Here is a 21,277-nt window from a genome sequence, read left to right as displayed (position 1 = left end):
CATAGCCCACTCAAGTTTGTATGCGGTGAATGTCGGTTGTAAGGCATTGATCGTTTGAGGCCGAGTAGCAAAATGGTTATGCAGCGGATTGCAAATCCGCCTACGCCGGTTCGATTCCGACCTCGGCCTCCACTCTTAAAACCCCGTAGATCAATGATCTACGGGGTTTTTTATTGCCTGCGATTTATGATCCGTTCCGCAACTTTTGACATGTGTTCCGCAACCTCGATTCAAACGGGGCTCAAAATCAACGGCTCTGGTGCCAAGGGCTCTATACATCAGTACAGAAAATCAGCGATAGTCTGCATCCAGGCTTGCAAATTCCACTGACCAGCCGCCAATCCCCTAAACGAATTGCGTAGTTGTTCTTTAGGTCGTTTATATCTACTAGGGATGAATGATGTATAGCGCTCCAGAAGAGCTAAGTAAGGTTGCTGAACGTGTGAGATCTGAAGGGCCTCAAGAGTACTCCGTTCGTACTCTCCTAAGTTGGTATCGGTACGAGCGTCGCAGTCGCTATATTGTGGACGCTATCAGAAAGAATCTGGAAGAATTAAAATTAACTACCGATCCAGATATTGAGTACGCATACCTTGATGGGCCTCTTGTATTTCATTTGGTAGAAGAACCTGAAATTATCGCCAGCCAGTTTTCAGACCTGCATGAAGAGTCTTTGGGTAAAGTTGTAACTGAGGAGCCTGAGGATCCTACTCAAAGAATTGGGAAGCTACCATCTGCTAACCTCAAACTAATATCTGTTGGGCCGAATGCCACCGTTTCTGAAGCAGTTACGCTGATGCTGCTCTATGACTATTCTCAGCTCCCGGTTATGCAAGGTGATCGATCACTTAAGGGCGTTGTCACCTGGAAGTCTATTGGCTCCATGCTCGCGCTTAACCGTCCGTGCGTAAACGTCAGGGATTGCCTCGACGAGGCGGTAGTTATTAATGCGGACAGCTCACTTTTTTCAGCAATTCCGACAATCGTTGAACGTGCTTTCGTTTTGATCGAAGCTAGCGACAAAACGATATCTGGCATAGTGACGACAACTGATTTAAGCCTTCAATTCCGTCAGCTCGCCGAGCCATTCTTATTGCTCGGCGAGATCGAGATGCACCTTCGTCGCTTAGGTGATGGGAAGTTTACAAGGGATGATCTGTCCTCACTAAAAGACCCAGGAGACATGTCTCGAGATATAAACAGTTTGTCCGATCTTACTTTTGGAGAGCATGTTCGATTACTTGAGAATCCCAGCCGCTGGTCTACCTTGGGGCTGAATATAGATCGCGCAACATTTGTCGAACGCTTGAAGGAGATAAGAGACATTCGTAACGACGTGATGCACTTCGATCCAGATGGTACTGCCCCAACAGAGCTAGAGAAACTGCGGCAATTCGTGCGATTACTGGATGCACTCAGCCCACCACAGTGATTTAGGTACGAGAAAGTAGCGAAATGTTATTTGGTTGGCTTTACGATCTCACCCACTCGTCGATAGACCTTCTTGGTCATCTTTTCGGTGGTGTGCCCAAGTAGGCGGCTGGCGTGTGTCAGCTCGATTTCGCTGGCTGCTTTTGGGCGGATGTCTTTGAACTGGAACTGGCGGATCAGCACTGCCAGGTCAGAGTCACCGTCGGTGCCTGCTTTGATGGCAGCTTTCTCGCGAGCTTCGTCCCAGCGATTGCGCAGCATCTGCTGGCTCATCCGAAGGCCGGATGTGTTGGTGATAAGTCTCGATGTTTTTATGCCGCTGAGGGCCCGGCGTTCCTGCAGGTCATTGATAAAGGCGCTCAGCCCGGACTGTACACCTTCATCCTCCAGCCGTAGACGAAGTTTCTTCGCGGTCTTGCCCTGTTTGACCATCAGGAACTCGGCGTTTAAATCAGTGGTGGCCACTTTCAACACGTCGGCGGGGCGCTGACCGGTCAAGTAGGCGAGGTCCATGGCATCTTTGAGTTCTTGCACGGCTGCGTCATACATGGCATTCCACACGATATCGCCGGCGTAGTAGTCCCGCGGGGTCTCTTTGTTTCGACGCACACCGAAGCAAGGGTTGGCATTGTTGGTCAGCAAATACGACACCGGGCCTCTGGCGGCCAAGCTCGGCAACACCCCGGAAGCTGACGGTGATGGTCAGCGCTACCGTGGCCGTGGGCTGATCCAGATCACCGGTCACAACAACTACCTGCGCTGCAGCCTGGCGCTGTTCGGTGATGAACGATTGCTGCGTACACCGGAGTTGCTGGAGCAGCCGCAATGGGCGGCAGAGTCGGCGGCGTAGTTCTGGTCGGTGAACGGGCTGAACGCGCTCGCGGATCAGGATCAGTTCAACACCATCACCCGCCGCATCAATGGCGGCCTCAACGGCCTGGAGGATCGGCTGCGGCTCTGGGGCCGGGCGAGGGCAGCGTTATGCGTCTCCTCGACCTGATCCCTGCGCAGTTCCGCATCGCTGCCATCGGTGTGTTGTTGCTGATGGTGGCCGCAGGATCTGCAGCATTGGCCTGGACTGCACAGGATTGGCGATATGGCCGCGTGCTGGAGCGCCAAGCCCGGCTGCAGGCGGACACCCTCAGCGATATATCCCAAGCATCTGCTGAGGTGCAGCGTACCGAGCAGGACAAGCGCCTGGCTCTGGAGCTGCGGCTGCAGAACAAAGATGAAACCCACTACAAGGTATTGACCGATGAGCAAACCAAGCAGGCTCGCCTTCGTGATCGCCTGGCTACTACTGAGCTACGGCTGTCAGTCGTACTCGCCGCCACCGAAACCGCCGGCAGCTGTTCAATGCCACCCACCACCGCCACCGGCCGCATGGTTCATGGCACCACAAGAGCCCAACTTGACCCAGCGCATGCTCAACGAATTATTGGAGTCACCGATACCGGCGACCGAGGATTGATCGCCCTGCGGGCCTGTCAGGCTTACGCAAATGAAGTCTCTACACCGAAGGAAAAATGAGCGGCCGGGTAGGATGCGTCAACATCCAACCCGGCCACCTTCCTCGCAGATCGTCCCTGCAAGTCCAGCCAAGGCTCCTGCTTCGTGCACAAAGCGGAGCGAGCCTAGAACTGTTTATCTATACAGCAAAGGTCTTGCTTTTTATGTCTACACCCATCATCCCTTGGATGGGCGGCAAACGCCGCCTGGCCGACCGCCTTATCCCGCTTTCCCCACCCCACGAATGCTACGTTGAAGTCTTTGCCGGCGGCGCCGCGCTCTACTTCATGCGCCCCCAGGCCGCGCCGGTTGAAGTACTCAATGACATCAACGGCGACCTGGTGACGCTCTATCGCGTCGTGCAGAACCACCTGGAGGAATTCGTGCGCCAGTTTAAATGGGCGCTCAGTTCTCGGCAGGTGTTCGAGTGGCAGAAGATGACCCGCCCGGAAACCCTCACTGACATCCAACGCGCCGCTCGATTCTTCTACCTGCAGCACCATGCGTTTGCCGGCAAGGTGACCGGGCAGACGTTTGGTACCGCTACTACCGGCCCTGCGATCAATCTGCTGCGGATTGAGGAAAATTTATCTGCAGCGTGGCAGCGTCTGTCAGGCACCTATGTGGAAAACCTGGGCTGGCTTGAGTGTGCCGAGCGCTACGACCGTGCCCACACCTTCCACTACATGGATCCGCCTTACTGGCAGACGGCCGGTTATGGCGTGGATTTTCCCTTTGAGAATTACGAGCGAATGGCTGACTTTATGAGGCGTTGCAAGGGGAAGGTCATGGTAAGCATCAACGATCACCCGGACATTCGCCGAGTGTTTGAAGGCTTCCATTTTGAAACAGTCGACATCCGCTACAGCACCACAAACCAACGGCAGGGAAAGGCCGATGTCAGCGGAGAATTGGTGATCATGAATTGGGAGCCAGCGGTGTTAGGTGGATTGTTTTAATTCTATAACGCCTCATAGAGGCGTTATTACTTTTACTTAGATAGGGCTTCACCAAACGTGATGGCAACTTTTTTTGCTTCTAGCCTAGCTTCGCTTTTGCTTGGGGCGGAATCTATAGTAGAGAAACTTACGTCGTGACTTAGCATGATTTCAAAGTCTGGGGACGGTTTTTCTTCTTTGATGCGTCCCCATTTTATAAGTTGGTATGTCAGCAGCCAGTAGCGATCCTTGTCATACTCTGTTTCTAAGGAGTTTATGAATTCTATACTTGACCCGTAGTGTTCCTCGAACCCTTCCAGTAGAAGCATGCCAGTGCAATCTTCTGATTCAATTACTCTGGATCTCAGTTCTGGGTAGACTTTTAGATTCAATTTTTTTAGATAGTGGATGGGCCAGCAAATACCGTCAGAACGTCTAGTTCGGCAGTTTTCTATGGCTATCGAGTTTAGATGTTTTTCATAGTTTTCCGGATTGATGTGTGTGCTTTCAAGTAGTGTGTCCAGTAGTGGAAGAAGATGTGGGTATATGAAGGAAAGGTTAAGTAGGTAATGTGTGACTGGTTCGTAAGCATCGGCTTGCAGTCTGTTAATTATTGATTTTGTAGCATATTTTATGATGCTGCCATCTGGGTCTTTTGAGTTGAGGTGTACAGCAAGCTCAAGATGTTTTATTGCTTCGAGTGAGCTATGCTTGATACCGACTACTTCGTCGGTTGCTGTGCTAAAAAAACCGAGAGGACTTCTTGATTGAAGCTCGATTACCCATTCTGAATTGACAGTTGCTGGGAGCTCTCGGATGTGTGTTTTTCTGGTGTTGAGGCTAAGTTTATATTTTCTTAGTTCTGCGTCTAAGTCATTTATGAATTGAATGGCGAGTTGATGGGTTTCGCAGTAGCAAGTGTAATCGTCAATGTATCTATAATATTCGTATTTTTTGGATAGTGTTTCATCTATTCGTGTTAAAATTATTTCAGAAATAAAATTTGATGCTGCGGGGCCGATACCAACACCCTGTGTCTCGCCTCTTCGTATGTTTCTATAGGCAGCATCGATTTTATTAAACCAAAGGCCGCCTGCTTTATTTTTTTTTTGGAGTGATCTAACCCCATAAGTGCCCATGGTATTGCGTGGGTGTAGATACTTGGAAAGCAATTGGTGATATCTGTTTGAACCCTAAATTTCTTTCCGAAGCTCTGATTTATTAGTCGTTCTGATTTTTCAATGGGGTCTTCATAGTCCATGATTATCAACTTCCCGCACTGATGTTCAGTGGGTTTGATAAGGCTATGGGTGTTGTTATAAATGTCAACTTGCTCTATTATGTTTTTTTCGTTTTCCGCGAGTACTTTGCAAAGATGCGAATAGGGGGCCGGGTGTGGAATAGATAATGGCCTGGTGGATAAGTTGTGCCTAGTGAGTCTGAATTCAACTTGGTCGTATCCATCTCTCCTCAGGGGTATGTCGGCGAGTGCTATTGCTACCTCGGGAGTAAATTTGGTTGAGTGTAAGGATGGAATGAACTCGCACTCATCTTTTTGTGTGGGGAAATAGCTCCATCTAGTGAGAGCTTCCAAAAGGTAGCCTTCTGGCAGTTCAGTTTTGTCCATTTTAGAACCCATGTTCTCTGGTTGTGGTGGAAGTGTCGTAGTTAATTATTTGGATTTTGGTCGAGTTGTTGGGGATTGTGCTGTTCGTATAACGTCCTCAGTTTTTCCACCAGGATTGACGGTCGTTGCTGATGGGCCATTGCATGACAATTAGGGCAGAGTGGCACAAGGTCTTTTTTGGGATCAACATCGTACTCGTCAGGTCGAGTGGAAATGTCTACTCTGTGATGAATGTGAATGTAGTCTCTACCAAGTTCGCCGTATCGTTTTAAAAACTCAAGTCCGCAAACAAAGCATTTGCATCCAAAGTGTTCAATGCATTTTTGACGGGCGATCGGGTTCCTTTCGATGGTAGTTGATGTAACGGAATTTCTTAATCCCTCTTTATATATCGATTTTTTGGCAGCAGCAGAGACAGAGCATGCCACCAACGTCCAGCGGATGTTTTGCCCCTTGAGAACTGGGGAGTCTGAACCATTCCATAGGTCATCTGGTTTTATGCTTGTAAGGCATGCTGGCCGCTGATGGCCATAGCCCTTGATTTGTCCTGCCCCAGCCTCATATAAATATGGTCCAATGACTTCAAAAACACAGACTCTTTTGCTTTTTGCATTCACGATAACTAAATCGCCTGCATCCATATTTTTATAAAGATTCCATAGGCTTGGACCACCCAGATGAGAGTTTTCTATAGGGTGATATTCTACTGCAATCAACGAAGCAATTTCAGAGGGGCCAGAAACATCTACGTTTCGTAGATCACCAATTTTGCTCCAGCCAATCGCAATACGATTACGTAGTTTCATTTCTTCTATAGCACCATCTGGATCTTCGTGATGGGCTATTAGTCGCCATACTTTCATCAAGGTTCTCTAGTGGGATTTAACGTTAGATGAAATGGAGCAGAAGCCGTCCGATGGAATTGGTCATATCTCGTGCAAATAGCGCTAGCCATTTGTGTGCATCATCAGAAAAGTGAGACTCGCTAAAGCCGTTTCGCGAGTTAGCCACTGCATTGGTCAAGGTCGGGATGGCATTTACGATTTGCTCTGGGAAGGGCCCGCGTTCCTTCAGCTTTTCGGTGATGTCATCCTTTACTGCCTTGCATAGCGGCATGAGGTCAGAGAGATCTGACTTGGATGGGACATGTTTGCGTACATATGTCTTATAGAGACCTTCAAGACATGTGTAGGCAAGCGTAGTCGCTCGGTTGTAATGCTGAGCATCAATGGCGTGGTCAATATCTCTGAGGCTGTTGTTCAGCTTCTCCGAGTTCCAGAGGTCAAGGGGGACCACGGTGGTGGGCACAGCATAGCCGCCACCAAAGACAATGGCTCTGATGGCATCCACTTCCTCCTTGGCATGGGGCTCTAGGTCATCGATGAAAAGCCGAAATAGCTGGAAACGCTGTTGCTCGTTAAGCCCTTGGATGATGTCCCAGTAGAACGACTTCCGAGAGGTACTTTTGCTTTGGCGCTGCAGCATCGGAATCAATTGCTCGTAGCTAGGTATACCTGGGTCAACCTGCTGAGCCATTCTGAGGAAGCTTGGGCCGCTGCAATAGGTCGGTGTACCGCTCTTATCCAGAAGGATGAAGAGCCGGTTGTAGGCGGCAATCCAATTCACAGAGGATGTGTTCATGCGTCGACCTCTTTTGAGTTTGATCATTGTAGGCATTCCAATAATGATCATCACTCTTTTTGCGAGAATACAAGAACAGAAGCACCTATATCCATGAAAGGTAGCATGAAGACGTTGCTTAAAATTTGCTACGGGTTAAAGAGGTGGAGGGTCGCTAAGTCAATCTAGCTGGGTTTTTTGTTCGCCGCTACGTCCAATCCATCATCGAACCGATCGTTCCTGTGGAGCCTGAAGCGCCGAGCATGCGGCAAAAATGGGGCAACCCGGACGCCAATCTATGCCATCCAATGCCAATTATGCATTTATGCAACCGTTTGCCGGAGGCTCGCAAGACCCGCAGATAGGGCATGAATTCGCGTTGCCAGGCTCTAGTATTAATGATGGCAAGGTGATAGCGTTATCTGAAAGCTGATATGGAGATGGGCTGTGTGTAATCGAATCCTAAAAGATAGTGTCAGTGAATTTTTTGCAAAGGAGTGCGCTTGTCACACTCTTATTTCCATATCGAGTTATTATTTGATAAGAAGTGAGTGAAGTATGGGTTTCATAGATAGCCTAAATAAGAGTTTCAAGGAGATGGAAATTCACTGGCTGAAAATTTTAGGAGCATTGCTCTTGATTTTTGCTGGGGTCTATTTGCCGGTAGTTGCGTCTAATGGTGCGAGTTCTGTAGGTGCTGTGAGTGCAATGCTTTCTGCTGTTGGCGGAGCGTTATTAGCCGATGCATTTGTTACTTCACGTCGTTTCTTGAAGTCCATAGCGCCGAGGCTTGTATCCATAAATCGGTTACTCGCTACGATCACATCACAAATTGGTGCCGTTATCCTAGAGGAAAAGAAAAAAGCAAATGATAACCATGCAATCAATAGACTCTCAGAAATGGTGCCGGGATTAAGAGCAATAATCGCGGATCTAAATGATTTGGCTGAGAAAAAGTTTGATCCAAACGTCCTCAATGAGACGTCATATTCTGTAGGGTTGTTAATTACGCAAATCGAAAGTGGTGAAATCAAGCCGAGTGCAGAAGAGTTCACATCCTTTCTTAAAGGTATTCAGGACGCCTTAGATAAAGGAGTAGCCTTGGATCCTATCGCATCTGTTTCTTGTCCGTATGATACTTGTGAAGGCGAGACTAAGGTTGAGCTTGGAGAATATCCAAGCACAAAAGTCGTACACTGTGTTGAATGTAAGAAGAAGTATCACGCTGTTCGAAAGCCCAATGGTTCAGTCGAGACAAAAGTTTGGGGCGGTAGTGCAAAGATGGCCTAGTCAGGGTTTGAAATTAGCGTTCTTGGGTGGATTAAACCGCTAAGCAGCAGGTTCATCTTTCACGGTTGTGTCTGGCCGACAGGGTGCCGAAGAGTGTGAAAGACAGTTCCTAAACTAAAACCGCACTCCTTATAGAGTGTGGCTTTTAGCCCGGCTGGCGGCTACGAGCAATCGAACGTCCGCCGCCTTCGGGGCCACCGACTGCTTGAGTTTGCATGGCGGTCTTCAAAACCGGCTAGCGGGAGCACGCACCTATTGTAGATCTATGTTTTTCAGCCAGACCGGTCTGTCCATCATTGCGCATTGTAGGGGCGTATGGGGATTAGCGAGGTGCCTAGAAGTAGTTCCGCAACCCAACGCTGCCTGCTTGGCCTGTCTGCGTTACACTCGGTTGAAAATAGCGGTGGTGCGGAATTTACATCGACTCAACCTACTGATTTATATGTAAAATATGGTGGATTGCAAATCCGCCTACGCCGGTTGGATTCCGACCTCGGCCTCCACTCTTAAAAACCCCGTAGATTAACGTCTACGGGGTTTTTTATTGGGCGTGGGAAAGTATCAGGTGCAGGGGGGTGATGTCGGGAATAGTGGTCTGACCCCGAGGGATCCTGGGCGGCGGGCGCTTCTAATCTAATGCCCATTGGGTATTTAGGATCTTTGATCCTGCGTCCTATAGTTGGACTTTTCCAACCCATAGTCCGGACCTTTTTGTGGCCAAATCCAGTTCAGTATTCGACTCGCTACGCGAGGATATCGACGCGTTAGCGAAACAACTCGGTGTCAGTTCCATCCTTGTCATGCGATCACTGCCCCAGCACATGCAAGTAGAGGCTTCTGGCGGCCGTCATGAGGATACCTATCCCATCGGCGCTCAGGGCAAGAAAAGCAGCCTGGCCCACAACGGCCAGGCACTTTATTGTGAGCGGGTTGTGGACACCGACCAGCCGCTCTATGTCAAGGACTCTCGCCTGGAGGCCGACTGGGCTGGCAATGAAGATGAGGTGGAATTTGGGTTGAGCAACTATTTAGGCTATCCAGTGCGTGGCCCTGACGGCGAGGTGTATGGCACCGTCTGCGCCTTGCACGAAGAGGCCAAGGAGTACAGCGCCGAAGAGCGAGCGGCGCTGGATGAGTTTCGCAATAAGGTTGAGTTGGCCATAAAGCGTTCATTCACGGGGCGTTAGGTCGACCAGTAATGCGCGCCATGAACAGGCGCGTCAGGCTGGCGATCTGTTCGGTTTTTTCATCGAGTGCGAAATGGCCCGCCTCCAGGATATGTACCTCGGCACCCGGCACATCATCCTTGTAGCGCAGGGCCCCCGGCACAATGAACGACGGGTCGTATTTTCCCCACATGACCAGCATGGGCGGTTGGTTGTCTTTCAACCATTGCTGCCATTTAGGGTAAGAAGCGACGTTGTTCTGGTAGTCCAGCAACAACGCCGACTGGATGGCCCGCTGGCCCGGACGGGATAAGGCAGCAAACTCGTCTTCCCAGGCATCCGGGTTATAGCGCTCGGGATGGGGGCTGGTGCCCAGGTGACGCTGCTTCGTGCCCTCGTACCCCGTGAACGCATCGACTTGCTCGGGATGTTCGGAAGGGGCCTTCCAATACTTGGCGATGTTTGCCCATTTGGCACCCAGGCCTTCGTTATAGGCATTGGCGTTCTGGATGATGATGCCGTGCAGTTTTTGCGGGGCGTTGAGGATCATCCGAAAGCCTACCGGGCCGCCGTAGTCCTGCATGAACAGGGTGTACTCATCGATTTTCAATTGTGTGAGCAGCTTGCTCATGGTCTCGGCCAGATGGTCGAAGGTGTAGGCGTAGGTCGCAGCGGAGGGCGCGTCGCTTTTGCCGAACCCGGGGTAGTCGGGGGCGATCACGTGATACCGATCGGCAAGCAGCGGTATCAGTGAGTCCCACATGCGCGACGACGAAGGGTAGCCATGCAGCAGCACAAGGGTTGGCGCGTCCCTGGGGCCGGCCTCACGATAGAACACCTTCACGCCGTCCACGCTGGACCAGTGATAGGCAGTGGACTCGCTGGTATAGGGGAGGGAAGGCACAGGTCCGGCCGCTTGCGCCGGTTGGGTCATCGACAGCGTCGTCATAAGTACTCCCAGTGTGCAAAAAGTCGCGATATTCATTGAGGCCTGAGCTCTGAATTGCGCATTTCCCGGTGAAATGCAGCTGAGGTCAGAGTGGACGTATCTCAGTATCGACACCATTGGCCCAATGACCATTTTTCATTAGAATCGGGCCAATCTTGATCAGGTGCGTCTCCGTGAAAAAAAGTGTGAAAGTGGCGGTCATCGCCTTTAACCGAATCAGTCCCTTTCACCTTTCCGTTCCCTGCCTGGTGTTCGGTAAAGACCGCCGGGTAGGGGATTCACCCTGGTTTGAACTGGTGGTCTGTGCTGGCGAGGATGGGGTGCTGATGACCAACGCCGGTTTTGCCGTCCAGTGCGACCATGGTCTGGATCAGGTCGTCGGGGCCGATATTGTCATCGTCCCCAGCTGGCGTGATGTCGCCGAAGCGCCGCCGCATGCACTGGTCGAAACCCTTAAGGCCGCCCATGCAAGCGGCGCGTTGGTGGTGGGGCTGTGCCTGGGGGCGTTCGTACTTGCCCACGCGGGCCTGCTGTGCGACAAGCGGGCAACCACGCACTGGGCCTGGGCGGCGCATCTGGCGCGAGATTTCCCGCGCATCGAAGTGGACCCCAAAGTGCTGTATGTCGAAGCAGAACAGGTGCTGACCTCGGCGGGCGTGGCAGCGGGGCTCGATTGCTGCATCCACATCGTCAGGCGTCTCTACGGGCGGGGGGTTGCCAACGCGTTGGCGCGCCAACTGCTCGTCTCGCCTCATCGCGACGGCGGCCAGGCTCAGTTCATCAGCCAGCCGGTGCCTCAAGGCGCCAGCGACCAGCGTCTCGGCCAGTTGCTCGACTGGCTTCGGGCCAATCTGGGCCAACCGTTGTCAATCGATCACGTCGCGCAGAGGCTGGCGATGAGTCGACGCAGTTTCACCCGGCACTTCAAGCAACTGACCGGCTCGACGTTTGGGCAGTGGCTTACCAACGAGCGAATCAAAGCCGTTCAACTGCACCTCGAAACCACCGACCATAGCGTTGAGGCAATCGCTGACGCCTGCGGGTTTGGTACAAGCCTCTCTTTGCGTCAACACTTCTTGTCGATCGTGGGCGTGAGTCCCACCACCTACCGAAAGGCTTATCACCGGTAGGTTGGCAGAAAAAGCGGGCGGTTTCAGGCTACCAACCGCCGCCGCCCCGACTAGGCCCGGTTGGCCTCGCCAATCAGGATGTCCTCGAAGAACGCCCCGATCGGCAGTGTGGGGTGGCACAGCTGTACCTCCAGTACCCAAACCATCTCGCTCGGTACGATCTCCACTTCAGCCAACTTGTCCTGCCCGAACAGCGCATGCGGGAAGTCGGCGATGCGGTGCCCGGCCAGGTTGCGTTCAAGGCGCCAGCCTTTGGAGAGGGCACTGTGCTCGGCGAAGTCATAGAGCTCGCGCCCGGTCAGCCCGCGGTGCCAGGCGTCGCGGGTTTCGTCGAACACTTGGTGCAGTGCCTTCACGCAAGCGTCATGCAGCGGGTGTTCGCCGAACACGAAGGTGTCGCCATAGTCGCCTTCATAGCCGTCCCACACCGGGCCCAGGTCGACCACGGCGATATCGGTGGCACGCAGCTCGCGTAGCAGGTCGACGCCCTGGCGCGGAGTACGGACGGTGTCGTCGCCAAAACGTATATAGGTGGGGTGCCAGGTGTGAGACGCGCCCATGTCCTGCAATGTCTGGCTGGCCATTTGCAGCGCTTGCGCAGTGGTCATGCCGACTTTCAATTGGTCGGCGATGGCGGCCAGGGCTCTCACCGTTTGCTCGCGGGCCGCGAGCATGCCGTCCAGCGAGTAACGCGGGCCGACTTTTTCCAGCACCGGGTCCAGCGTCTTAAGTGACGACGCCAGGGTCAACGCACCGCTGGGGACGAAGGCTTCGGCGACAAACCGATGCGCCTGCGCACCCGCTGCCAGGCAGGTTTCGCGGACCTGGTTGATCATCGTGCTATTGCCGCAGGCATAGATTTGGCTATCGGCCCAGTTATGGGGCTGTGCCAGTGCGACCTGTTGCACGCGGGCGTCTGCCGCCTGGACGCGATGCCAGTTAAAGCGTGGATGGGCCTCGCTGGCCCATTCGAGAAACTCGGCGTCGTAGAAGTCCGCCGGTGCCGAGTTACCCCAGTACAGGGTGACCTCGGCTTGGCGGGCCAGGGCTGTCAGCAACAACGGTTTGACGCCGGCATAGCCGGTGCCGGTCGCGAACAGCACCACAGGGCGCTCATCTTCGTGTTGCCAGGTGCAGGCGCCCACGGGGCCTTCGAGTTTCAACGCATCGCCCGCTTGCAGGGTCGACAGGATGCGTTCGGAAAACACGCCGCCGCTGACCTGGCGAATATGAAACACCAGCCGGCCGTGCTCCTGCGCGGGCAGATTGGCCACGGAGAAACAGCGGCTGTCGCCATCGTCGAGGCGAAACCTGAGGTACTGGCCGGGTCGCACTTCCAGTGGCTGGGCCGTCTGCAACACCAGCTCGACGATATCGCCGCTCAGTGCGCGCTTGCCGATTACCTGTGCGCTGACTTCCAGCGTTGGCGTGTCCAGTGACCAGCCGGGAATTTCCAGGCGCATGTCGCTGCAGGCATGGCTCTGGCACAGCAACATCTCGTCAGCCGCGAGCGGGTAAGAGGGCGCCGGGGTGTCTGGTGTGCGCGTCTTTTCTCGATATTCGCCTGACACCACCTTGACCTTGCACGACCCGCAGGCGCCGCGCTGGCAGGAAAAGGGCACGGCGAGACCGCTGGCCAGCATGGCGTCGAGCAGCAATTGATCGGCGGCTTCGAAGGACTTGCCCGAGGGCAACAATTCAACGACATGGCGGTTATGCATAAATACCTCGGGGCAATTGAGGTTCGATTATTGCGGTAGACTAGGACCATAAGAACCTCCAGTTTTGGATAATTCACATGGTCCAGCTTCGCAAATGGCGTCCTCTGCTCAAGCTCGACGGGGCGCAGTCGCAGGCGTCGTATCGAAAAATCATTGAGGGCCTGGTGAGCGCGATTGCCGAGGGCCGCCTGCGCCCCGGAACGCTGTTGCCCGGCACGCGGGAAATGGCGCAACTGCTGGACGTCAACCGCAAGACGGTAATCCTTGCCTACGAGGAGGGCGTGACCAAAGGCTGGTTGGTCAGCATTCAGCGGCGTGGCACGTTCGTCAGTACGCAACTGGCGACAGGCACGGTGGCTGCCCCCCGCGCACCAAAGGCATTTGCCCTGACGCTGCGGGAGACGCCGGCGGCGGTCTATTTCACGCCGGGGGAGCAGGTGACTGCGCTGCAACAGCGGCCGGGCGCGCTGTTCTTCGACAATGGCGCCTGTGACCATCGTTTACTGCCGCAAGCCGTCCTGCACCGCTACTACCGCAATGCCTTGCGCTACAGCTTTACCACCAACACCGTGCGCCATGGCAGCGAGGGCAGCGGTCAATACCTGCGCAACGCCCTGGCCGAAATGTTGCGCCATAATCGCGGCCTGATGGTCGACGCGGACCAGATTTGCCTGACCCAAGGTGTCCAGATGTCGCTGTACCTGGCGGCCAGCGTGCTGATCAAACCCGGTGATGTGGTGGTGGTCGAACGCCTGAGTTACCCGCCTGCCTGGGAGATTTTCCGCCAGTTGGGCGCGCAACTGGTCACCGTTGACCTGGACGACGAAGGTTGCCGGGTCGATCAACTCGCCGAGCTGTGCCGGGTACACAACGTCCGCATGATGTATGTCACGCCCCATCACCAGTTTCCGACCACCGTCAGCCTGCGTGCCGGGCGTCGGCAGCAACTTCTGGAATTGGCCCGGCAGCATGACTTCTGCATCATTGAGGAAGATTACGACCACGAGTACCACTTTGCCGGACGGCCCTATTTGCCTCTGGCCAGCGACAGCGCGCAGCGTCATGTGATCTACATCGGTTCGCTGTCCAAATCCCTGGGCAGCACCTTCCGTTGCAGCTACATCGTTGCACCGTCGAATGTCATCGAAGTGCTCGAGCGCAAGGCGGCGGTGAGCCTGGGGCAGGGCGATGCAGTCATGCAACGGATGCTCGCGGACTTGATCAACGATGGCGAGCTGAAGAAGCACCTGCGTCGGGTTTCCAAAGAATACCGTCGGCGTCGGGAAACCCTGCTCAATTGCCTGCTGGAGGCTTTTGGCGAGCAGATATCCGTGCAGGAACCGGAAGGCGGGCTGGCGCTGTGGGTAAGGTTTGCCGACTCAATCGACGTCGATCAACTGGCTGAAAAAGCGCTGGAGCTGGACCTGGTGGTGCGCGGCGGTCGGCTGTTTTCACCCTTTGATCACCCAGAGAACGCCCTGCGCCTGGGATTCGCCTCGCTCAACCAGGAGGAAATCCGCATCGCCACGCAGCGCTTGGCTCAGGCGGCGCAGGCGCTTCCCAAGTTTGATCTGTCTTAAATGCCCTGTGCATCGCCGGTCGACGTGACTTCACCAGACGAAGTCTTACACACCGCGACGTTTCGATTGGCGATAAAAAGCCCGCGATCGCGGGCCTTTCTCACCGGGCATTGCGACTTACTTGAACAGGCCGCCAATGGCGTTGATCGCATCCGCTGCCTTGTTCACGTTTTGCTGGTGTTGGGGGTTGGTGTTCACTTGCGCCTGAGTGTTGTAGGTGCTGTTGCTGCAGCTTTTGTTAGTTTGTGTCAGCGCCGCCTGAAAGGCCGTCGCGCGCAAGGTGTCGCCCTTGGCATTGGCCGCATTGATATTGGCCTGCAGATCACGGACCTGTTGCTGGCAGGAGGCGGTATTGGCGTTGACGGTGTTGATGTTGCTGTTACTGGCGCCACCCAAGGCAGACGACAGGGCTCCCGTGAGGGCAGACAGATCGGCGGCATGGACGGGCAGGGTGAGCAGGCTGAGCAGGGCGGTGGCTGGCGCGAGTGTGGAAAGACGCATGGCAAACCTCAATGTTTAATTGCCTGCGCACGTGTGGGAGCCCGAGCAGGCGCAGAACAATATCCGTATAGAAGTGAGCGCTCGGGTGGAGCCCGATATTATTTGGTCACTTTTTGACCTTCAATATTGGAATTCCATAAATGTGCGTTGTTTCACGTTGTGGGTTCCGGCCCCAGGTTGAGTGATGGCGCACCTCACTTGGCGCAGCGCGCACCCGATAGTTTCATCAGCAGCGTCAACGCAACGATCACCCAGCCAAAGCTGAGCGCAACAAACATCCACTCAGGTGGGTTTGCCCCCAGAAAAATCATCGATGTAATCGTTAAAAAAACAATTAAAAAACCGACAGGCACCCAGAACCATAGATGCTTCTGGCGCGCGCACGCCTGTATCTCCAACGGATTATCTTCATGGAGCGTCATGTTGGGTCGGCCTCGGTAACCTGCTGCTTCCTTGCCGATGTTGAGCTCAAGAACACTATCCTGAGGAATGAGGCAGAGCGATGCAAGGGGAGGCCTTATAGGCTCCTATCCGAATGAATGGACCCTGCTCCTGCACATAAGCGTATGGTGGGTGTTAAACATGCTTATTGAGGTACCCACCATGGACGATCGGCTCGGCGCCCGCCTGAAAGAGGAACGCAAGGCACTCGGGCTCTCCCAGCAGGAATTCGGCGCGATTGGCGGTGTCGCCGCCAATGCCCAGGTGCACTATGAAAGTGGTGCGCGGCTGCCCAAGTCCGATTACCTGATCGCCATCCGGGGCAAGGGCGTGGACGTGCTTTACGTGCTGACGGGGGAACGGGCGGTTATCAGCCAGGACGACTTGAGCGACAAGGAAACGTTGATCATCAACCACTACCGCACGTTGGACCAGATGGATCAGGACGCGATTGCGCAAATCACTTCCTCGTTGTCTGACGGCTAGCAACGAGGAAGTTCCGGATGTGCCTCGCCGCCGGACTAGAAACTGTCGGTCGTTCTGAAACTGCCACCGCCCGTAGTGCCTGACGACGAAAAACTGGCGGTGTTGTTATCACTGTTGCTGTCGACAGTGGCGACGCCATAGGTGAAAGGGCTGATCGATGCGCTGACATAGCCCCGTGTCGCGCCTGCCGCTACCTGGCTGCGGCGCACAATCTTGAGGCCCTGGCTCAGCACATCCACTACCTGCCCGAGTGTCACGTCCCTCGTCATGTAGCCGGCTACCAGCCGTTCGAAGTCAGTCGACAGGTCAAAGTAAACATCGCGGCCGGTAAAGGCGTCATTTCGAACTTTGCGTTCCAGCTCTTTGGCACGCTGGTAGCCGCTCTTGTGCAGCAGGACCTCCTCCTGGGTATCCGTCAGTTGCTGTAACACCGATTTCAAACGCAGGTGCAGGGTTTGCAACTGCTCGACGATCAGGTCGTCGGCGTCGTCCGGGGTCTCGCTGGCCAGATCGATCAATTCGCCGAGGCTGCGGGTTTTCAACTGGTCAGTGAGCAACTGGCGAGCGCGCTGGTACTGCGGGTCTTCGTTGCGCGAGTAGCTGCCCAGTTTTTCCTGGATGGCATTGGCCTGGCGCTTGGCGTTGTCGACCACGCGTTGCAGGGTGTCGAGTTCGGGCTGTATTGAAGCCTGCCCGAGCTGGTCACGTGCCTGAGCCAGTTGCGCATCGACGCTTGCGCTCAAGGTGCTGATCAGGGCGGTGCGTTCGGCCTGCAAGGCCTCGTTTCGCTCACCAAGGGCGATCAGGCTGAGCTCGTTCTTGCGGTTGGCCAGGTAATTCACCTTGGTCGCCAGCCAGCTGTCCATCCAGCGGTTAAGGCGGTTGCGCCGGTATTGGTCGGTGCCGAAGGCGTGTCCGCGCAGGTAGACGTAGGCCAGGTTGCTATCAAAGGTCGGGCGCTTCAGCGCGCACTCCTGGCGAAGGTCTTCATAACCGCTGATGTGTTCGCGGTGGGCGGCCTGGGCCAGGTCCAGCTGCTCGGCCTGGCGGGCGTAGTCGGGGCTCTGTTCCAGGGATTGACGGGCTCGTTGATCGAGGGTGTCGGCTCGCGATTGGAGCTTTTCCTTGCCCGCCAGCGCCTGGGCCACGGCCTGCTCGGCGTCGCGCAGTTGCTGGTGGAGCAAGTCCAGGGACTGTTGGCGCAGGGTCAAGGTGGCGGCGACTTGCTCGTTCTGCGTGGTGCCCTGGTCCAGGTGCAGGGCAGCGATTTTACCCAGGCGCTGGGTAATGTCCTGCTCCAGCGCCAGTTGCTCGCCGAGCAGTTCAGACAGGTGTTGCTCGGCCGTGCGCATCATCAATTCGGCGGTGCGGGAATTACGTTCGGTGAGACCGATCAGGGTGTCAGGCGTCATGTCTTCACCACTCCAATATCGTTTCGAGCGGGTCGGTGGTCCGTTGGCTCAAGTAGGTGACTTCCATCCTGCCGGCTGGCTTGCGGCCGATCACGCGGTTGTTCAGGTGCCCGTCGTCGAGTTTGTCGGCCTTGACCTTCAGGTATTCGGCCTGCGGTACCCGCACAGCGAACTGGCTGGCCCAGGCGCCGGTGCCGGTCTCACTGCTGACGGTGGGCATCAGCACCGGCCTGTCTGACAGGTCGACGGCTTCGACAACCAAATACCAGCTCTTGCCCTGGGTCGACCCGGGGTTGGAATTACACAGCGCCTTGTCGTAGCAGCGCTCGACACCGGACGGTGTGCCGGGCCGGTCGACAACCCGGATGGTCACCTCTTTGGGGATCAGTTCGGTGTTAGCACGCAGGGCCCTGAGTTGGCCGCCGGCTTGTTCGACCTCGAACTTCCCGATGAGGTCTTTGATCAGGACCAATTCGGCCTGCATGCCCCGCGTCGCTTTACTGTCAGCGGCGGGCAGGTGAATCTCGGCGACCTTGCGGGTCAATTCGTTGAGCTGGTCGGTCATCGGCTGGACTGCTTTGACCTTGGCCAAAAACGCCTCCAGCACGCCGATCTGCTCACTGGCGTAATCGACCCCGGAGGTATCGACCATGGCCAGGGCATGCTCTGCCTTGGTATTCAAGCGGGGCAGAGCACTGAACACGTCGCTGCCCTCAAGGTAGGCCGGGTCCTGTTGCACGGCGCTCAGGCGAGCTTTCAGGTTGGCGATGTCCGACTGTTTCCGGGCCGCGTTCGTCTCAACGGCCATGGACGCTCTTTGAGCCTCTTGGATCTCTTGTCTGGCGACCAGCACCCGGCTGCATTGCACCACCAGCAAGGTGATCGCGATGAGCTGAATGATGAGTATGCCGCGATGCCGCCTGAGCAACACATTGCTCCAGAAACGGTCAAGCGCGCTCAGTTCCGGCGCCTCAAACACCAGGCGTTTGGAAAAGAATTCGCGCACGCCCTGGTCGATCTGCGCTTCGGTAAACTGAATGCCGTTGTTCTGGTAATACTCGCGGATGCGCGCCGCCACTTCGGCGCGGCGTTGCGGCAGGCTCAGGTCCTTTTCAACGGCCATCTGCTGATGGCGCAATTGATCCACCAACGCCATCGCGCCGAGTTGTTCGGAGAGGAGAACGTCACTCATCAAGCGGCCTTGGTCAGCAATGCGGCGAACTTGCGTTTGGCCTCTTCGACGGCTTCGGCGATATCACGGGACGCGTTGCTGGACTCGGCGCGGTAGGTTTCGGTCAGGCCATGCATGTCGGTCTGGAAACTCAGGGTGGCATCCGCCAAGGCGCGCACCGAGTCGACCTTGATGGTGGAGCCATAGCTGGCCTTGACCGCCGCTTCCAATTGCGTGTTGCCGCTGCTGCCCAGGGCTTCAAGGCCTTTGCTGATGCCGTCGGTGGTGGCGTTGAGCGTGTTGGTGGCTTCGGCCAGGCCGCTGTTGCTGGTGAACGACACGGCGAGGCCGGTCAGCACCACTTCGTTGGTGGAGAAGAACGAGACCATGCGCTGGTACTGGCGCTCCTTGATCACGTGCACCTGGTTGATCCGGGCGAAGACCATTTCTGCGGTGTTGTAGCCGACCTTGAGGTCATCGGCGATGTCCTTGACGATCTGGTAGCGTTTGTCCTCGTCCTGCAGGGCGCGGACGGCTTCGTCGCGGCGCAGTTCCAGGGCGGCACGCTCGGCGGGCGCCACGGTTTCGGCAGCCGTGACCTGGGCGTTGGCCTCGTTCAAGGCCTGGGTGCGTTGCTCCAGGACTTCGCCTGCCATGGCGAGCACTTGCTGGGCCTCTACCTCTGCCGTTTTCATCGCCATGCGGAAGTCCAGATAGGCCTCCAGGATCACGGTCTCCCGGGCGATCTGGTCGTTGGCTGACTTGCACACTTGCAGATAGTTTTCGCGTATCTCGCTGAAGCGACTGGGGATGGAGCCGCGACGCAGGTTCATCCAGCTAAGCTTGAGTTTTTCCAGCGTGTCCAGACGCCCGTCATCCATCCAGCCGGCCATGGCCGCAGCGTCTTCGCGGATCGAGGTGAAGCTCTGGGTGATGTCCATAAAGCGTGTGGAGATGTCCATGCCGGCGATTTGTTCGCGAACCACACTGTTGAAGGTGGTCGACTGTTGCAGCACGGCGGCGATGGCGGTGACTTTGGCGAGGTCGTACTGGGCCACGCGGTCCAGCAACACCAGCACCGGCGCATCTGGAACCGGTTGCAGGAGGTTGATTCCCAGCGTGCGCAGGCCGGTCAATGCGCGGTCGAGGTAGTTGCTCATCGAGTGTCCTTTCAGGATGTGTTCAGCACAGGGTGCAGAGAAGTGCGCAAGTATACCGATCAGTGAAGGCAAACCAATGGCAGTTTGCAGTCAGACGCTTGCCGGGTTGCTGTAATTTTGTTCGCCATATGCAGTCTGGAATCGTGTATGTCGTTTCCATGTTCGGAGAAGCTTTGATGCTCGTGATCGTCGTCTTGCTGGTGGTGGCTGCAGTGTGGGTGTGGTGGACCTACCCACGGGTCGGGAACCTGTTGTTTACGCTCATTGCGACGGTGGAAGCGAGGCGTGCTCGGCTGAAAGAGGTGCTGGTGTCCATTCAGCGTATGACGTTGGCAACCTATCAAGGTGGCCCTGTCAGTGCGCCGCCGCTGTTATTGATCCACGGTTTCAGCGCCGACAAAGGCGTGTGGTTCGGCTTTGCCCGGCACTTCACCGCTGACTATCGCGTTGTCATCCCTGACCTTGCCGGGCATGGCAAAAACCCTTTCGAGCACGGCGCGGACTACAGCATCGCGGCCCAGGCGCAGAGGTTGATCGAACTGTTGGATGCTTGCCGGATCGATGCCGTCCATGTGGTCGGCAGCTCGATGGGCGGTTATGTCGCCACCTGGCTGGCCGTGCATCACCCCGAGCGTGTGGTGTCACTGGGGTTGATCGGCCCGGTCGGCGTGCTCTTGCCCCAGCCCAATGAAGTGGAAGAGTTGGTGAACCAGGGCGACAACCCTTTCCTGATTCACTCGCGGGCACAATTCGACCGGTTTTTCTCGATGACCATGGCATCTGCGCCGTGGATACCGGAAGTGCTGCTGGCCGCTGAAGCACAGGCTTATATCGAGCGACGCGATGCGCTTGCGGAAATTTTCTCGGATTTTTCCGGCAGCCCGCGACTGGAACCCTGGCTCAAGGATGTGCAGGTTCCCACCTTGCTGCTGTGGGGCCGCGAGGACCGGATGGCGCCAATCGCCAGTGCGCAAACGTGGACCCAGGGCATTGCCCATGCCCGGCTGGAATGTATGGACGGTGTGGGCCACTTGCCGATGGTCGAGCAAACAGCGCAAACGGTGGCGCGCTATCGGGAGTTTTTGAACGCTCAGGCCTGACAAAAAGTGTATGCCTGTATCTCCCCGTAGCTGTACGGGGCGCAC

20 protein-coding genes, 1 tRNA gene and 1 pseudogene are annotated in these 21,277 nt (G+C 55.6%); 11 read left to right on the top strand and 11 right to left on the bottom strand.

Annotated elements, in window-relative coordinates:
- The first annotated feature begins 58 nt into the window (after positions 1-58).
- Together MUM_RS0116080 and MUM_RS0116075 are read left to right on the top strand one after the other, a co-directional pair.
- Positions 59-132, top strand: a tRNA-Cys gene (locus tag MUM_RS0116080).
- A gap of 268 nt (positions 133-400) precedes the next feature.
- Positions 401-1,432: a CBS domain-containing protein gene (locus MUM_RS0116075; RefSeq protein WP_050543211.1), complete on the top strand. Its 1,032-nt coding sequence runs from the start codon at positions 401-403 to the stop codon at positions 1,430-1,432.
- 26 nt (positions 1,433-1,458) lie between these two features.
- Here the strand turns inward: MUM_RS0116075 and MUM_RS01000000132585 are convergent, their stop codons facing one another.
- Positions 1,459-2,082 carry a tyrosine-type recombinase/integrase gene (locus MUM_RS01000000132585; RefSeq protein ID WP_443216237.1) on the bottom strand — a complete coding sequence of 208 codons (624 nt, stop codon included), beginning with the start codon at positions 2,080-2,082 and terminating at the stop codon, positions 1,459-1,461.
- Between MUM_RS01000000132585 and MUM_RS01000000132580 the strand changes: the two are divergent.
- The 3 genes and pseudogenes from MUM_RS01000000132580 to MUM_RS0116050 form a co-directional block, all read left to right on the top strand.
- Positions 2,066-2,431: pseudogene (locus tag MUM_RS01000000132580) on the top strand (glycoside hydrolase family 19 protein); the annotation flags it as partial. The gene MUM_RS01000000132585 and the pseudogene MUM_RS01000000132580 sit on opposite strands and share 17 nt — an antisense overlap.
- Entirely contained in the window at positions 2,413-2,961 is a 549-nt protein-coding gene (locus tag MUM_RS0116055; protein ID WP_010171550.1) for a lysis system i-spanin subunit Rz, read from the top strand. The pseudogene MUM_RS01000000132580 and the gene MUM_RS0116055, both read left to right, overlap by 19 nt.
- A gap of 143 nt (positions 2,962-3,104) precedes the next feature.
- Positions 3,105-3,899, top strand: coding sequence for a DNA adenine methylase (locus MUM_RS0116050; RefSeq protein WP_010171549.1), 795 nt, complete (start codon positions 3,105-3,107; stop codon positions 3,897-3,899).
- 32 nt (positions 3,900-3,931) lie between these two features.
- On the opposite strand, the gene MUM_RS1000000133295 is transcribed toward MUM_RS0116050, so the two are convergent.
- The 3 genes from MUM_RS1000000133295 to MUM_RS0116030 all read right to left on the bottom strand — a co-directional run bounded on the left by MUM_RS1000000133295 (position 3,932) and on the right by MUM_RS0116030 (position 7,146).
- Positions 3,932-5,017, bottom strand: a complete 1,086-nt coding sequence (locus MUM_RS1000000133295; RefSeq protein WP_081480091.1) for an RNA-directed DNA polymerase — start codon at positions 5,015-5,017, stop codon at positions 3,932-3,934.
- A gap of 529 nt (positions 5,018-5,546) precedes the next feature.
- Positions 5,547-6,368, bottom strand: coding sequence for an HNH endonuclease (locus MUM_RS1000000133290; RefSeq protein ID WP_081480090.1), 822 nt, complete (start codon positions 6,366-6,368; stop codon positions 5,547-5,549).
- Between the two features lie 25 nt (positions 6,369-6,393).
- Positions 6,394-7,146, bottom strand: coding sequence for a hypothetical protein (locus MUM_RS0116030; RefSeq protein WP_010171540.1), 753 nt, complete (start codon positions 7,144-7,146; stop codon positions 6,394-6,396).
- Between the two features lie 576 nt (positions 7,147-7,722).
- On the opposite strand from MUM_RS0116030, the gene MUM_RS1000000134190 reads away from it, so the two are divergent.
- On the top strand, positions 7,723-8,415 hold the full coding sequence (locus MUM_RS1000000134190) for a hypothetical protein (protein WP_141629511.1): 693 nt from the start codon (positions 7,723-7,725) through the stop codon (positions 8,413-8,415).
- 713 nt (positions 8,416-9,128) lie between these two features.
- A complete protein-coding gene (locus MUM_RS0116025; RefSeq protein WP_010171538.1) occupies positions 9,129-9,602 on the top strand; it encodes a GAF domain-containing protein in 474 nt (157 codons plus the stop codon).
- On the opposite strand, the gene MUM_RS0116020 is transcribed toward MUM_RS0116025, so the two are convergent.
- On the bottom strand, positions 9,589-10,530 hold the full coding sequence (locus tag MUM_RS0116020) for an alpha/beta fold hydrolase (RefSeq protein WP_010171536.1): 942 nt from the start codon (positions 10,528-10,530) through the stop codon (positions 9,589-9,591). The genes MUM_RS0116025 and MUM_RS0116020 overlap by 14 nt on opposite strands.
- A 185-nt stretch (positions 10,531-10,715) precedes the next feature.
- Here MUM_RS0116020 and MUM_RS0116015 point away from each other — a divergent pair, with 185 nt between their 5' ends.
- Positions 10,716-11,660 carry a GlxA family transcriptional regulator gene (locus MUM_RS0116015; RefSeq protein ID WP_050543212.1) on the top strand — a complete coding sequence of 315 codons (945 nt, stop codon included), beginning with the start codon at positions 10,716-10,718 and terminating at the stop codon, positions 11,658-11,660.
- A 50-nt stretch (positions 11,661-11,710) separates the two neighbouring features.
- Here MUM_RS0116015 and MUM_RS0116010 read toward each other — a convergent pair whose 3' ends face one another.
- Positions 11,711-13,381, bottom strand: a complete 1,671-nt coding sequence (locus tag MUM_RS0116010) for a M24 family metallopeptidase (RefSeq protein WP_010171532.1) — start codon at positions 13,379-13,381, stop codon at positions 11,711-11,713.
- A gap of 77 nt (positions 13,382-13,458) precedes the next feature.
- Here MUM_RS0116010 and pdxR point away from each other — a divergent pair, with 77 nt between their 5' ends.
- Positions 13,459-14,961 (top strand): MocR-like pyridoxine biosynthesis transcription factor PdxR, encoded by a 1,503-nt coding sequence (gene pdxR / locus MUM_RS0116005; protein ID WP_010171530.1) that lies wholly within the window; start codon positions 13,459-13,461, stop codon positions 14,959-14,961.
- 117 nt (positions 14,962-15,078) lie between these two features.
- Here the strand turns inward: pdxR and MUM_RS0116000 are convergent, their stop codons facing one another.
- Both MUM_RS0116000 and MUM_RS0115995 read right to left on the bottom strand, forming a co-directional pair.
- Entirely contained in the window at positions 15,079-15,462 is a 384-nt protein-coding gene (locus MUM_RS0116000; RefSeq protein WP_010171528.1) for a DUF1090 family protein, read from the bottom strand.
- A 194-nt stretch (positions 15,463-15,656) separates the two neighbouring features.
- Positions 15,657-15,884, bottom strand: coding sequence for a hypothetical protein (locus tag MUM_RS0115995; protein ID WP_010171526.1), 228 nt, complete (start codon positions 15,882-15,884; stop codon positions 15,657-15,659).
- A gap of 181 nt (positions 15,885-16,065) precedes the next feature.
- Between MUM_RS0115995 and MUM_RS0115990 the strand changes: the two genes are divergently transcribed.
- A complete protein-coding gene (locus tag MUM_RS0115990) occupies positions 16,066-16,389 on the top strand; it encodes a helix-turn-helix domain-containing protein (protein ID WP_010171524.1) in 324 nt (107 codons plus the stop codon).
- Positions 16,390-16,424: 35 nt separating this feature from the next.
- Here the strand turns inward: MUM_RS0115990 and MUM_RS0115985 are convergent, their stop codons facing one another.
- Genes MUM_RS0115985 through MUM_RS0115975 form a run of 3 tightly spaced genes read right to left on the bottom strand, consistent with a single transcriptional unit; the run spans position 16,425 to position 20,132 of the window.
- Positions 16,425-17,801, bottom strand: a complete 1,377-nt coding sequence (locus MUM_RS0115985; protein ID WP_010171522.1) for a hypothetical protein — start codon at positions 17,799-17,801, stop codon at positions 16,425-16,427.
- Positions 17,802-17,805: 4 nt separating this feature from the next.
- On the bottom strand, positions 17,806-18,993 hold the full coding sequence (locus MUM_RS0115980) for a DUF6384 family protein (protein ID WP_010171521.1): 1,188 nt from the start codon (positions 18,991-18,993) through the stop codon (positions 17,806-17,808).
- Entirely contained in the window at positions 18,993-20,132 is a 1,140-nt protein-coding gene (locus MUM_RS0115975; RefSeq protein ID WP_010171519.1) for a hypothetical protein, read from the bottom strand. Before MUM_RS0115975 ends, MUM_RS0115980 begins: the two co-directional genes overlap by 1 nt.
- A gap of 176 nt (positions 20,133-20,308) precedes the next feature.
- Here MUM_RS0115975 and MUM_RS0115970 point away from each other — a divergent pair, with 176 nt between their 5' ends.
- Positions 20,309-21,232: an alpha/beta fold hydrolase gene (locus MUM_RS0115970; RefSeq protein ID WP_010171517.1), complete on the top strand. Its 924-nt coding sequence runs from the start codon at positions 20,309-20,311 to the stop codon at positions 21,230-21,232.
- The last annotated feature ends 45 nt before the right edge of the window (positions 21,233-21,277 follow it).

The sequence above is a fragment of the Pseudomonas sp. PAMC 25886 genome, from assembly GCF_000242655.1.
Taxonomy (GTDB): Bacteria; Pseudomonadota; Gammaproteobacteria; order Pseudomonadales; family Pseudomonadaceae; genus Aquipseudomonas.
Note: the sequence above shows the minus strand (reverse complement) of the source record. Positions and strands in the feature narration are given on the sequence as shown.

What these genes read in the sequence shown, in the direction of transcription:
- MUM_RS0116075 (WP_050543211.1), top strand. Translation starts at nt 401, where the DNA reads ATGTATAGCGCTCCAGAAGAGCTAAGTAAGGTTGCTGAACGTGTGAGA.
- MUM_RS0116055 (WP_010171550.1), top strand. Translation starts at nt 2,413, where the DNA reads ATGCGTCTCCTCGACCTGATCCCTGCGCAGTTCCGCATCGCTGCCATC.
- MUM_RS0116050 (WP_010171549.1), top strand. Translation starts at nt 3,105, where the DNA reads ATGTCTACACCCATCATCCCTTGGATGGGCGGCAAACGCCGCCTGGCC.
- MUM_RS1000000133295 (WP_081480091.1), bottom strand. Translation starts at nt 5,017, where the DNA reads ATGGGCACTTATGGGGTTAGATCACTCCAAAAAAAAAATAAAGCAGGC.
- MUM_RS1000000133290 (WP_081480090.1), bottom strand. Translation starts at nt 6,368, where the DNA reads ATGAAAGTATGGCGACTAATAGCCCATCACGAAGATCCAGATGGTGCT.
- MUM_RS0116030 (WP_010171540.1), bottom strand. Translation starts at nt 7,146, where the DNA reads ATGAACACATCCTCTGTGAATTGGATTGCCGCCTACAACCGGCTCTTC.
- MUM_RS1000000134190 (WP_141629511.1), top strand. Translation starts at nt 7,723, where the DNA reads ATGGAAATTCACTGGCTGAAAATTTTAGGAGCATTGCTCTTGATTTTT.
- MUM_RS0116020 (WP_010171536.1), bottom strand. Translation starts at nt 10,530, where the DNA reads ATGACGACGCTGTCGATGACCCAACCGGCGCAAGCGGCCGGACCTGTG.
- MUM_RS0116010 (WP_010171532.1), bottom strand. Translation starts at nt 13,381, where the DNA reads ATGCATAACCGCCATGTCGTTGAATTGTTGCCCTCGGGCAAGTCCTTC.
- pdxR (WP_010171530.1), top strand. Translation starts at nt 13,459, where the DNA reads ATGGTCCAGCTTCGCAAATGGCGTCCTCTGCTCAAGCTCGACGGGGCG.
- MUM_RS0116000 (WP_010171528.1), bottom strand. Translation starts at nt 15,462, where the DNA reads ATGCGTCTTTCCACACTCGCGCCAGCCACCGCCCTGCTCAGCCTGCTC.
- MUM_RS0115995 (WP_010171526.1), bottom strand. Translation starts at nt 15,884, where the DNA reads ATGACGCTCCATGAAGATAATCCGTTGGAGATACAGGCGTGCGCGCGC.
- MUM_RS0115990 (WP_010171524.1), top strand. Translation starts at nt 16,066, where the DNA reads ATGGACGATCGGCTCGGCGCCCGCCTGAAAGAGGAACGCAAGGCACTC.
- MUM_RS0115985 (WP_010171522.1), bottom strand. Translation starts at nt 17,801, where the DNA reads ATGACGCCTGACACCCTGATCGGTCTCACCGAACGTAATTCCCGCACC.
- MUM_RS0115980 (WP_010171521.1), bottom strand. Translation starts at nt 18,993, where the DNA reads ATGAGTGACGTTCTCCTCTCCGAACAACTCGGCGCGATGGCGTTGGTG.
- MUM_RS0115975 (WP_010171519.1), bottom strand. Translation starts at nt 20,132, where the DNA reads ATGAGCAACTACCTCGACCGCGCATTGACCGGCCTGCGCACGCTGGGA.
- MUM_RS0115970 (WP_010171517.1), top strand. Translation starts at nt 20,309, where the DNA reads ATGCTCGTGATCGTCGTCTTGCTGGTGGTGGCTGCAGTGTGGGTGTGG.